General features: G+C 52.9%; 7 protein-coding genes. All 7 read right to left on the reverse strand.

All coding sequences use genetic code 11. The features are described 5' to 3' along the window. Positions 1–13 precede the first annotated feature (13 nt). Positions 14–823, reverse strand: a complete 810-nt coding sequence (locus MHI45_RS06995) for a GNAT family N-acetyltransferase (protein ID WP_076108972.1) — start codon at positions 821–823, stop codon at positions 14–16. A gap of 408 nt (positions 824–1,231) precedes the next feature. Further along, complete coding sequence (locus MHI45_RS07000) at positions 1,232–3,109, reverse strand: DUF2264 domain-containing protein (protein ID WP_083675442.1); 1,878 nt, start codon at positions 3,107–3,109, stop codon at positions 1,232–1,234. Positions 3,110–4,368: 1,259 nt separating this feature from the next. Beyond that, a complete protein-coding gene (locus MHI45_RS07005; protein WP_076108970.1) occupies positions 4,369–5,505 on the reverse strand; it encodes a glycoside hydrolase family 88 protein in 1,137 nt (378 codons plus the stop codon). Between the two features lie 112 nt (positions 5,506–5,617). Continuing rightward, on the reverse strand, positions 5,618–7,666 hold the full coding sequence (locus MHI45_RS07010) for a heparinase II/III family protein (protein ID WP_076108969.1): 2,049 nt from the start codon (positions 7,664–7,666) through the stop codon (positions 5,618–5,620). A gap of 32 nt (positions 7,667–7,698) precedes the next feature. Continuing rightward, the gene (locus MHI45_RS07015; RefSeq protein WP_076108968.1) at positions 7,699–9,312 is read right to left on the reverse strand and encodes a response regulator transcription factor; all 1,614 of its coding nucleotides are present in this window, start codon (positions 9,310–9,312) and stop codon (positions 7,699–7,701) included. Next, on the reverse strand, positions 9,305–11,116 hold the full coding sequence (locus MHI45_RS07020) for a sensor histidine kinase (RefSeq protein ID WP_076108967.1): 1,812 nt from the start codon (positions 11,114–11,116) through the stop codon (positions 9,305–9,307). Before MHI45_RS07020 ends, MHI45_RS07015 begins: the two co-directional genes overlap by 8 nt. A gap of 101 nt (positions 11,117–11,217) precedes the next feature. Next, positions 11,218–12,612 (reverse strand): extracellular solute-binding protein, encoded by a 1,395-nt coding sequence (locus MHI45_RS07025; RefSeq protein WP_076108966.1) that lies wholly within the window; start codon positions 12,610–12,612, stop codon positions 11,218–11,220. Positions 12,613–12,666: the final 54 nt, after the last annotated feature.

Consider the following 12,666-nt stretch of genomic DNA (forward strand, 5'->3'; position numbering starts at 1 on the left):
CTTTACAGCTGCTTCAGTCGAATTTAATATCTGCAATTTGCCCTGCCTCCACAAATCCTACGGTTTGGTAGACCTTATTGGAATCCGGGTTTTTGTCGTCTGCGTACAGCACCGGAGTTAAGCCTTCGTCGAGCAATATTTGGCATAGTTCAGCCACGGCTGCGCTGGCATACCCTTGTTTACGGTGAGTGCGCGGCGTATAGACATCATTAATCCGGACATGTCTCGCTGAGCGGTGTGCGATGGCCGCCATAGATACGGGCACGCCATCCACAACCCACAAATACAGGTTGCCGGCACGAACTGCCTCATCTGCATAGGAAAGGAAATTCTCCTGCTGCTCAGAAGTCCCGAAGGCATCCTCAACGAATCTGGCTGTAAACTCAGCGACCACCGGAATATGGGCCTCACCAGCCTGCAACAGCGACCCACTGACATGACCGGGTTTCCGCACCTCCAGGCAATGGTAGGCTTTTAGCATCATGTAGGTATGATGAAGTTTCCCCTTGGCCGCGCAAAAAGCTTCCGCGAATGCCTTGGCCGTCTCCGGCTCTGCGCTGATTCCAGGGATTCCGCTATCCTTCACCCGTTCCGCCAGCTGCCGCACCAAATCGTCCCGCTGCTGTACTTCAAGCTCCTTCGAAACCCATAACCAGGCATTGTGACCTGTCGATTGGGTAAAGATCAGTTGATCATCAATGCTTTTGAGCTTGATCGCATCCTCGTACTCCGCAATGCGGTGAATCAGGTTATGTAGAACCTCCTCTTGCTTAAACCCACTGCTATGCAGCACTCTATCATCCGGCTCAAAACTCTCAAACATCTCATAACCCCCTAATTTTTCCTTTCTTTCAATCATAATGCGCCTGCCGGAAAAAATAAACAGCCCGTCTCCGGAATTTCCGGTTCGGGCTGTTGGTCAAACTGCCAGGTTTCGCCAATTGGCGTACTTGATTGGGCATTGTGAAAGTAACGGGAATAATACCCTTTACTTTCACCAGAATCCCGCTTACCGGGAGGATAGCGGGAATTCCTAACGGTAATTAAGTGAATTACCCTGTTACGTAATATATTGAAATTTTAGCGGGCTGATTTCCCGGCAACAGCTCGATTTCACTAAATAAGCCTAATACAGCACTATTCCCGTTACTGTGGTACCAGCTCGTCAACATTCAACCTCAGGGGTACCCTCTCCGCCAGCCAGCCAGAATATTGTACCCGCCGGGAGATTCTACTGATCCAGCGGTATGGTGATGCTCTGGCCGGTATGAGTAGCAACCCGGATTTCATCTCCCGTCAGCTCCACACCGAGAAGCTGCAACGGGTCACCTGCTGGTTCGGCAGCCATAGCCTTGCCTCCTTCACCGCTGTTTCCCGGCTCGCCATACACGGCCGAGATCAGCCAGTGGGTCCCGGGAGCAAGCTTCGCCTGCAGCGTCGGTATGGCTGTCCGCGGCCGCAGCACATTGGTATTGGTATGCGGACGGATCAGCCCTGCTTCGCTGTAGCCGGCCAAGCCGAGAATTCCGCTGGCGCCATGGCTGCTGACCGCTGTCATACCTGCTCCTTCAGCAGGAATTATCTCCTGCAGTCCAGGCTCCAGCGCCACGGCAAAACCGCCTTCTGCGGCATCCAGTGTTCTTTCTGTTTGTACCCGGTGAATCCGGATATGCCAGGGAAGACCGGCCACAACCCAGGTCTGCACTTCCACATTGGGCCAAGGCTTCCATCTGGAATAGAGCAGATTGTCTTCAATCCGCGTCTCTTCATTTTGTCTTCTCACCCGGTACAGATTGTCGCCCGCCTCGCTGAGCGCAAGCATGGAATCGAATGCGCCCTGGGAGATTCCCCATTCCGAACGGGGAACGCTGAACCCAAAAGCAGTGGAATAAGCGAACTTCTCATATTTGGCCGAAGTATGGGTATGCTCATTGGTGCCTTTATGCCCGCTGTTGAAGGCGACGACATGATCGCTTTCAGCCCGGCGGCAGATGACAAGATGAGCAGGCTGCTGCACAGCCAGCGCTTCAAGCTCCGGAAGCGGCAGTTCCTCCGCCTGCCAGAAGGGATGCTGATCCGGCAGGGCCAGCGGCAGGAAGTATTTCAAGGACCAATACGGCGACCCCGGCGAGTTATAATTCTCGGCCATCACCAGGTTGGGATAGGTATAACCGATGTTCAATACGCCGTCCGCGTTGAGAATATCCTGCTGAAACCACCAGCGTAAGTTGCGCAAAACGATCCCTTTAATAACACCATAAGGCACAGCTTCAACTTCTGCATAAGCAAGGGCCCCCCAGAATGCCGATTGGGCGAACCGGTAGGTCAAGCTGCGGCCATACGGAAGCGCGGAGCCATCCGCAGCAAACCATTGGATGAATTCAGCAGCGAACTTTCCGGCCCGTTCCCTGAACACGCTTGCCCGTTCAGGATCTTCCTCACCCATCAGTTCGGCATAGAGCAGCCCGTAGAAATGGATGGCGAACGGAACATAATAATCACTATGACCGCCGATACCGTCGCTGTACCAGCCATCGGTCAAGTAGAAATCATCCATACGCCGCAGATTCTGCTCCAGTTGATCGGCATCATACGGTAGACCAGCCTTGCGGAAGCCCAGATTAACCAGCACATTGAAGAAGAGCCAATTGCAGTCATAGCAAGGATGTGAGTTCATCTGGTTCAGCCAGTTGAACAAATTCCCCTGCTCCCGTTCGCTCAGCGGCTCCCAGATCCGGTCCGGGATCAGCGCCAACCCGTAGCCAAACGCTGCCATCTCCACTAGGCGCTGGTCATAATCACCGACCTCACCCCAGTATTCCTTATGCTCCGGGTCGGTCCCGTTGCGGATGCCGTCCAGCAGCATCTTCCACATGTCATCTTCACCACCACCGGCCAGAAACGGCACAAATCCCCATAATACCCGGGAGAAGCCCTCCATTTCAGCAATATCGGGCCCGTAATGAACCCCGGTCACCCCCAGCTTCAGACGGGCACGTCCCTCACTATAGTAAGGCTTAAGCGGATAGGCCAGCTGACGGAAAGCATTTTGCATATCTTCTTTTGTGACCAGCGGATTAGCCCCAATTGGTCCCCATTGGCTACTCATCAACATCACTCCTAATTGCTTCTCGAATTTTTATAGAGTCTGGCTCCAACTATACACGTTCAAAATCGAAGCGCTCGCTGATGTAACTTTTGCTGTGCTGTTGGGTTTTTCGATCATCTTCAACGGTCCCATCGCACCGCAATGCAATTTATAGCAACCTCATCCCTGCTCGCTGATGCTACTTCCAGTAACCTCGTCAGCACCTGCTAATGTATCATCTAGCAGCCTACCTCCAAGTTTGCCCCATCAACTCATCCAGACGCACAAGGTTAGTTCACTGGTGCTACTTCCAGCAAACCCGCCACGCTCGCTAATGTACCTTAGCAACCAACCACGCTCACCACCAGAACACCTTCCTTCCAGCAACATCCCCCTCACTCGCCAGCACATCTTCTGGCAGCATCATCGGCACTCTCACCAACGCATCCTCCAACAATCTCGTCAGCACTCTCACCAACGCTCTTCTTGGAAAGCTGCTCCTTCCACCAGTGTCTGCCTGCTCTGCGGACTCCAGTGACGTTACTTTGCAGAAATGGCCTCTTCGCACGAACGAGCGGACTCAGTGGACGCTATTCCTAGGGAAATCGAATATTTAGTTGATCTACGAGCAAATAAGTGCGCTGGAGTCCGATAAGCAAGCCAAACAGGCGAAAACCGGAAAATAAGAGCACTGGAGTCCGCAGCTTCTCTGTGTATCCACTGCCTGCTCTTAAAAGACGTGTTGCCCACGAATTTCCGAGTGATTTGATAACTAGTGAGCAGGCATATCTGCTAGAAGGGCATATTGGCTGGAACAGGCAGCAATTTTCTAAATTAATTCACAATCTCAGGTACTGGGCAACTATCCGGTGATATTCGAACGGAGGCGGAACAGCAAGCAATATAGTGCATCAGGCTGCCTAGGCTAGTACTCCGAAACATAGTTACTTACTGCCAGATCAGCAGCGAATGCAATATCGCTAGTGATCAATACGGCCGCTTGTCGTACCACCCATTCGCTCTGAAATCTCTTCTCGTCGTATTATTTCTATCCGATCTGCTGCCATCTCTTCTCGTCGTATTATTTCTATCCGATCTGCTGCAATCTCTTCTCGTTGTACTATGTCTATCCCATCTGCTGCTATCTCTTCTAGTCGTACTATTTCTATCCCATCTGCTGCCTCTTCTTGACCCTTATTCTAGTCCTAAGATTCAGCGCTTATTGCTCTCTTCCCTATAAACATGCTGTTACCCTAATCCTACAGCGCAACGGTGAGCGCTTACTCCCAATAGAACGGCCCATTCCCCTTCAGCCGTGCCAGTCCTTCGACGTAGAAGAAGTCTCCGTAAATTAGGGGAACATCAATGTTCGTTCCGGCCGGATAATTGCTCGTACCATGGAGGATCATCCCCTCCTCGGCATCGTTGTCCCAGGTGCCGTAATTGCGGTATAGCGATTCCAGCATGCGGATCGCAGGCTCCCGGTACACCGGTGCCTCGGTCTCGCCAACTTTGTCGGCAAGCAGCAGCAAACCGCTTGCCGCACAAGCGCCGGCTGACGAATCGCGGAAGCCGCGCTCTTCTCCGGGTGCGCGGAAATCCCAGTGCGGGACATGGTCCTCCGGCAAACGGGCCAGGAAGAAATGGGCCACCTTCTGGGCGGTATGGAGATATTCAGCCTTGCCGGTATGATGGTAGGCCAGCGTCAGTCCATAAATCGCCCAGGCTGTGCCGCGGGACCAGGCCGACTCGGCGGCGTAACCCTGGCCGCCGATGCCTTCGAGGAATTCGCCGGTTTCGGGATCGAAACGGACAATATGATACACGGAGCCGTCCGGGCGGATGAAGTGCTTCACGACCGTGTCCATATGTGCTTCGGCGATATGGCGGTAACGCGGATCTCCGCTGGTCTCTGCCGCCCAGAAAAGCAACGGCATGTTCATCGCACAGTCAATGATCGCGTATCCGCGGTTATCTTCGCCTTCATACCAGGGATTCCAGGCCCGGATGTAGCTGCCTTTCAGATTAAAGCGGGCCGCGAGGAAATTCGCTGCCTTCAGCGCTCTCACCTTGGAAACCTCGCTGGCCAGCAGCTTGTAGGAAGCCACGCTGGTCAAGGTCCACATAAAGCCCAGATCATGGTCAAGTCGGACATAATCATTCAGAACCTGGTCCAGCTGCTCCTCACAGTCCTCTGCCAGCGCGCGCAAAGACTCATCCTTGCTCTCGTTATACAGAAGCCACAGCTGTCCCGGCCAGAAGCCGGCTGTCCACCAGTACGGCTGGGCCAGTTCATATTGGCCGCCTTGACTGGCATGGGGAAACCCCGCGCCGATTCTCCGGCTGTTCTTCTGTGTCTTCTCCAGTGCCTTGCTCCACGCTTCCTCTACCCATCCCAGCTTTGTTTCCGCTGTCATCTCTAGCCACCGCCATTCATTGTTTAGGATGATACAAGTTGAACTCTAGATTTACGTATTACATCCGGCTGCATTTCTTCTATTGAACCGCTCATCGCGGTTGAAAGCTTATTTAGTTCAGGAATCTGAATTCAAAATGATATTTTTCATGCTTACACGGGTTCCGGGCATAAAAATCCAGACTATACCAAGTCTTCACCTTACCGAAATGGTCGTTATAGCTATGCACGGAGATTTCGGGCTTCAGCGCCGCAATGTCATAGCTGATACGCAGCCCACGCTGCCCCTGCCCATCTGCTCGTCCATGTGCCTGTCCATGTGCCTGTCCATCTGCTCGTCCATCCGCCTGCCCATCTGCTCGTCCATCTGCCTGCCCATCTGCTAGTTCATCCGCCTGTCCATGTTCCTCTCTATCTGCCTTCTTATCTGCCTGCCCATCTGCTCCTCCATCTGCCTGTCTATCTGCCTGCCCATCTCCATCTCCATCTCCATCTCCATCTGCCTCTGCCTGTCCCTGCCCATCTCCCTCTCCCTGCCTCTCCAGCAGCACCGTATCTTCCTCCAGAACAGGCGGAATAAAGGTAATAAACCGTTCAACCAGTGCCGCTGGAGCTTCCGCAAACCGGAACTCATCAGTCATCGCAAGTACAGGAGGATTAACACCTGTCTCCCATTCGAAACGGCGTGTTAATCCCTCCAGGCTGCCAACACGGTAGGCCCGGGTCAAATCAAGCTCTAGCACATCACTGCCGTCCCCGGCCTTCGCTTCCTGAACTTCAACATAAGCCTCCGCTCCCGCAACCTGGTACTGCCCGTTTATAATTGGCACGCTATGGCCTTGAGAACCGTTGCAATCATAGGAGTACCGCTCTGTTCCGAAGTAACCTGAAGTGTATTCCCCGCTGCCCAGCTCAGAAATATATACCGTCCCTTCTCCCTGCAGGATAAATCCCCCGAGGTCATTGTGATTATGAGGTTCGTCATTGTTGCCGCCCTTGGCAGCAAACCCGAAACCGCCATCCGTTCCCGAATGACGGGACAACAGCCACTGTGCATCGGGAAGATAATAGCTGGCGTTGCCCCAATCTCTTGGTCCTTCCTCCGGCTTGCGCCAGATCAGATTACGCAGAGCAGGAGCCCAACGGCTGCAGTGATCCTCAGTGTAAGCGGCTCTAAGCGACAACGGAGGTACCTCCACTTCAGGATACGTAGAAGCCAGATAATGGCTGAGTCCGAGAAACACATGGCCTGACTCCAGCGAATCGGAGAAGTTCGCCACAAGCTGCCCGCCGAGAAAACATTTCTGCTGGAAGGCCGCGATGCTGCCTACCTTCTCACGCCGGATCCAGTCCAGCTGCCCACTGCTTTTTTGACGCAGCAGATCGGCATAGTAGACGAAATAGCCAAACCCGTAAATCCAGTACCCCAACCCTTCAAGACAAGCGCCGTCTTCACCAAAGCCCTGCAAATAATATTTCATGCTGCCCTGCACTTTGAACAGGATCTCAGTAAGCGTTTCCTTATCTTCCATCAGCAAAAGTGCCGCCGAGCCTATAGAGCCGGAACAAACTGCCGACCAATTATGGGTGGAAGTCTCCCAATGATAAGGTCCACAGGTTAAGTACGGCACGAACAGCCGCTTATCTACCTCTTCTTTGATCCGGGCTTGCAGCAGGGCAGGCAGCCGTTCGCCAAGAAGACAATTGATTTCGCTGAGTGCAAAGCCTGTCTCTGCCGAGAACAAATCAATCGTCTCTGTGATGCCGGTGTCTCCCAGATGAGCGGGGAGACACCAGGTATATTCGTTGCAGATGCTCCACACAATCTCACACACTGCCGTTAAATGCTTCTCCTGCCCGGGTTCCAGCAGCGCCAGCAGAACAGCCGTATTCAGTATTCGCCTGCGCTCGAAATAGACCCGCTCATATTCCAGCCTTGAACCCGTGCGGGCATAGATGGAGAACAGCTGATACGTAAGCTCAGGAATAGGAACATCATTCAGCCGTTCGCCTTCCCGGCGGATCTCCGCAAGCTCATCACGGTATAGCGGTGATTCCAGCACATGGCTCCAGAATGTCTTCTGATCGCCGTCAGGATAATACAACCGGACATCTGACGGTTCCATCGCTGCAATAATGTGATGCAGTTCAACCCTTTGCATATTACGCCGCCTTTCCTGGCACACCTGAATGTTCAGCCCCGGTATTCCACGGGTGTAACTCCGGCATGCAACTTGAATGTTTTAATAAAATAGCTCTGGTTGTCATACCCAAGCTGCTCACAGATCTCACCGACCGTAGAGTTCGTTCCGTCCAGCAGCTCCTTGGCCCGTTCCATCTTCAGCTTGGTTACATATTCGATAAAAGTAGTGCCGGTTTCCTTCTTAAACAGCCTGCTGAAATAGCTGGAATTCAGGTGCAAGTGATCCGCCACCTCATCCAGGCTGATTCTGGAGCCCAGACGCAGGGAGACATACTGGCAGGCTTCCATCACCTCGGCCCGTTTGCTTGCCCCGGCACCCGCTCCTTTGGCGCGGGCGATGGATTTCAGGTGATTATCGAGCCATTCCCGCAGGGCAGGCAGTGAATCAATATCCACAATCTCCTTATGCAGCATATCCGCCGAATAAGCAGGCCGGACCGACTGCAGGGAATGCAGCTTCAGTTTCAGATCGAGCAGCAGCTTCAGCGTCCAATCCTTGACCACTTCCGGTGCATACTTCTCCTGCCGGATCTGCGCTATCCATTTATCCGTTATTAGGTGCGACAAATCACCGGACCTGCCCAGCAGCACCTCTCTCAGCTCCATACTGGCCTGGTCATAATGGGCGAACAGATTGTTGGTGTGGCCGCTAACCGGAGACTGAGGGGATTTCCGCTTCGCAATCTCCCCCTGCTCCAGATAGAAACGTTGTTCTTCCCCCGCCAGCAGTTGGCCAAGCTGTTGCTTCAGGCCCTCCGGCGACCCGGTCCCTTCCCCTGTAATGAAGGACATTTGAATCTTCAGCACCCTGAACAAGGTAGACTGGATCATCTTCAGACCGGCGGCGGCTTCAGCATAAATATTGCCCTGAAGACCGGGCTTATAGGAGAATAACAGGAACGAAGACTTCACATTGTAACCGACATACAGCCCTCTCGGCTTCATTCCGTCCAGCACCTCATTCATCACATTGCACACGGCGAAATGCAGGGTCTGATCCGAGGAGAAGCGGTATTTCACATGCCGGTAGTCCTCAAGATAGGCGATCACCGGCAGGCAGCTTTCTCCATTCTGGAACAATCCATATTCGGCAGCTTCATCCATCCATTTCTCCGGCGAAAGCAGCGGCTGGTGGATAAAATTCTTGATGCTCCGCTCCTTGCGCAGCTCCCGGGTCTCCCCGAACAAATGCTTGATCCGGGAATTCTCCCAGCCTGTTTTGGTTTCCTCATCCAGCGATTCCTTGAATTTGCGCAGGAGCTGCACCAGATCCTCCGGGTCCAGCGCATCCTTCAGCAAATAATCCTGCACATTCAGCCTCATCGCCTGCTGGGCGTACTGGAATTCGTTGTGGCAGGAAAGAATGGCTATCCGCACCTCCGGCTTCAGCTCCTTCATACGTGAGGACAGCTCCAGTCCGTTCATCCGCGGCATCCCGATATCCGTAATCAGAATATCCGGCATCTCCAGCCGGGCATGCTCCCAGGCGTTCCAGCCGTTCTCATGCGTCCCCATCAGACACAGGCCAAGCTCCTCCCAGCGGATACTTTCGGATAAAAGCTCAATTACAGGATAATCATCATCCACCAGCATGACTTTATACATCCCGGATCACCTCCCTGTGCGGAATAAACATCTTGATTACTGTCCCTTCCCCTGCTATGCTGCTGACTTCAATAGCAAATTCCCCGCCAAAAAGAATTCTCATCCGCTCGACCACATTATGCAGTCCCATGCCGGAAAAAGAGCCCTTAAGCTCCGCCTTGCCGGGAAGGCTCTCCGCTTCCAAGCTTATCTTGCGGGTAAGGCTGGATAATTCGCTGCTGTCCATCCCCCGCCCGTTGTCCTCAACCGTGAGCACGATGAACTTCTCTTCCACGACTGCCCGGATGCTGATCGTTCCCGGCTTTTGGCTGAGGCCGTGAATGAGCGCATTCTCGACAAGCGGCTGAAGAAAGAAACGCGGCACGTTAAGGAGAAAAGCTTCCGGATCAATATCCAGCTGAAGCGCAGCCTCTTCCTTCTGGCGCAGATTCATCAAGCTGACATAATGGGAGACCAGATCGATCTCCTCATGCAGGAAAATCTCATCCTCCTCACGGCTGATCGTCATCCTCAGCAGCATGGACAGCGAACCGATCATTTTGGCGCTGTCCGGGTCTCCCCGCTTCATGACCTTCATCCGGATCGAGTTGAGCACATTAAAGAGAAAATGCGGGTTGATCTGGGCCTGGAGCATTTTGAGCTCCGCTATTCTTTTGCGCGCCTGGGTATCGGACACTTCGGCTATCATTTCCTTGACCCGGTCCAGCATCTGATCGAACAGCAGGCCCAAGCGCCCGATCTCGTCATTACCCCGGACCCCCGAACGCACCAGCAGATTGCCCCGCTGCACTGCCGTTGTCACTTTGCCGAGGCGCACCAGCGGCTTCGTAAAGGCACGGACCAGTGTAATCAGCAGTAGCAGAAACACAAAAAAAGAAATGAGCTGTATGGTAAATACCCGGTTGAAGATGGAGCTGATATCGACGATGCTCTGTGAATACGGCTGCATCAGCACAAGCCTCCAGCCATTGAACGGAATCTGCTGCTGGGCGACCAGATACCGCTCTCCTGCTATTGAAACCACAGAGGAATCCTTGAGATGATCCACAGCGGCGGTGTATGGAAACGGCTTGCCGATACTTTCGGGATCGCCACCGGAGACGATCATGCCGGCACTGTCCAGCAGCGTCACCTTCTGGCCGGCGGAAAGATTGCCAAAAATCGAATGGAGCTGATCCTCCATAATCGTGACAATGGCATAGCCGTAAATCTCTGTGCTGTCCAGCCGCAGCGTACGGGCAACGGTCAACTGATACGGATGATCAAATTTGTCATAGGAGAAATCAGTAGACTCGACACCGATCCAATAGGATTCCAGCCCTTTCAGTTCCATCAGCTTCTGGAACCAGGGCTTTTTCTTAAGATCCAGCGGATTGTAATCGCTAACAGAATAGTTCATATAGTAAGCATTGTTGGTCAGCAGAATCGTAACATAGCAGTTCTGGCCTACAACCGTAAGGGTATCAAGCTGCTCCAGCACCCGGTTGCTGTCCATAAAGCGTTCATACTCATTGCCGCTGGCATTGCCCGAGGCCACTAGCTTGAAATAGGCTCTCAGCCCGGGATTGGTCTGCACATAATTGGCAATGGTCACCATTCCCTTCAAGCTGTTCATTACTGAACCGCTCACCAGCTGCAGGGAATCCTCCGCATTTGAAACCGCTTGCCGTTTTACTGCCTCTTGGGTCAAGGAATTATAAATGATTAGTGTCAGAGCGGCTGGAACGAGAATACAAGCCACAGCTGCCAGGATCAGCTTATGGCGGATCGATTTAGGGGCAAGTTCCCTCAGTCTGCCTATCATATCGGATGTCCCCCTGAAACAAGTAGAAACGGTGCGCCTCCCCTTGTATGAAGGAAGGCATCCGTTTCTGCAAGAAGTATAAGGTTAAAACATTATATCAATTATTTTTTGTTGGCAGCAATAATTTTGTCGACCCGCTCCTTGGCGTTTTTCACCGTTGTATCCACATCCTGATCGCCGAGAATCATTTTCTCGTATTCTTCATTGATCGCTTTGTAGACCTCAGCCTGGTAAGTAGCGGGTGGAATAATCGCCGAAGCTTTTGAAGCTACGAGAGTATCTACCAGTGACTTTTTGTCCACCTTCTCCGGATTTTTGGTGCCGGTGAGAATCGTATCAATGATGCCTTCCACCTGATCGCTGGTCACCTTGCTCCAGGCCGGGATGTTTTTACCTTGGACAAGCTGTCCTTCCGTTGTGTACCAGCGCACAAACTTGTAAGCCGCTTCTTTGTTTTTGGATTTGGCTGCCACAGCCACATAGTCTGTAGTAACCGGAGTCAGACCATTTTCATCGCCTGCAGTGTTCTTAGGGAACGGGGCAACCGCCACATTAAAGTTCAAAGGCACCTTTTCCGTACCGCCAATTTCCGTGTTCATCCAGCTGCCGATCAGAATCATGCTGGCGGATTGGTTAAAGAATTGCGTCCGGTAGGCCAGCTTCTGGGAGATCATATCGGAATAGGGCACCGAGGATTTATCCTCTTTCTCCATCCGCAGTCTCAGCTCAAGCGTCGCCTTGAAGTTTGGATCGTCCAGATTGGACGTGCCATCGGCTTTGAGAAACTCGGAATTCTGCGGTTGATTCTCCAGCTTCAGCTTCAGGAATTCCATCCAGCCGCCGGCTTGAGGGCCATGGAAATAGGTTCCGTAGCGTTTATCTGCGCCTTCACCTTTAGTCAGCTTCTTGGCGTAGTCGGCAAATTCATCCCAGGTCCATTCGGCCGGTACTGCAAGACCCGCTTCATCCAATTGGTCCTTGTTCAGCAGCACATACCATGGATTGAATTTGCCCGGGAGCGCATAGACCTTGCCGTCCAGATGGGTATCCACCTTGTAATCCTCTTCCACCTTATAGTTATCCTTGGCAATATACTCATCCAGCGGTTCCGCCATGCCAAGCGCGACACGCTGCGCATAACCCGCCGCATCGCTGAACATCAGAATGTCCATTTGGGCGGAGGACGCTGCCTCCAGATCCAGCTTTTTGAAGGCCTCCTGTGTATCTCCCTTCTCGCTGAGCTGTACCAGCTCAATCTTCACTCCCGGAGTTGCCGCTTCATAAGCCTCCAGCGTATGCTTCCAGTTATAGGCCTCCTCAGTACCGTAGGTGTAGAGCCGCAGATTGGTAGTCTCGGTGCTGCCTGAGGCCCCCCCGTTTGCGCCTGCAGTTGCTCCACCGTCCGCAGCATTGTTATTGTTATTACCGCCGCAGCCCGACAGCAGGCTTAACATCAGAACCCCCGTAATTGCTCCTGCCCATACTTTTGTTCTCATTTCTATAACCCTCCTCAAAGTTTTCTTCAGCTTTCACTTACATGAAACTAACAA

This window comes from Paenibacillus sp. FSL H3-0321 (assembly GCF_038002865.1).
Taxonomy (GTDB): domain Bacteria; phylum Bacillota; class Bacilli; order Paenibacillales; family Paenibacillaceae; genus Paenibacillus_AQ.

What these genes read in the sequence shown, in the direction of transcription:
- MHI45_RS06995 (WP_076108972.1), bottom strand. Translation starts at nt 823, where the DNA reads ATGTTTGAGAGTTTTGAGCCGGATGATAGAGTGCTGCATAGCAGTGGG.
- MHI45_RS07005 (WP_076108970.1), bottom strand. Translation starts at nt 5,505, where the DNA reads ATGACAGCGGAAACAAAGCTGGGATGGGTAGAGGAAGCGTGGAGCAAG.
- MHI45_RS07025 (WP_076108966.1), bottom strand. Translation starts at nt 12,612, where the DNA reads ATGAGAACAAAAGTATGGGCAGGAGCAATTACGGGGGTTCTGATGTTA.
- MHI45_RS07000 (WP_083675442.1), bottom strand. Translation starts at nt 3,109, where the DNA reads ATGAGTAGCCAATGGGGACCAATTGGGGCTAATCCGCTGGTCACAAAA.
- MHI45_RS07020 (WP_076108967.1), bottom strand. Translation starts at nt 11,116, where the DNA reads ATGATAGGCAGACTGAGGGAACTTGCCCCTAAATCGATCCGCCATAAG.
- MHI45_RS07010 (WP_076108969.1), bottom strand. Translation starts at nt 7,666, where the DNA reads ATGCAAAGGGTTGAACTGCATCACATTATTGCAGCGATGGAACCGTCA.
- MHI45_RS07015 (WP_076108968.1), bottom strand. Translation starts at nt 9,312, where the DNA reads ATGTATAAAGTCATGCTGGTGGATGATGATTATCCTGTAATTGAGCTT.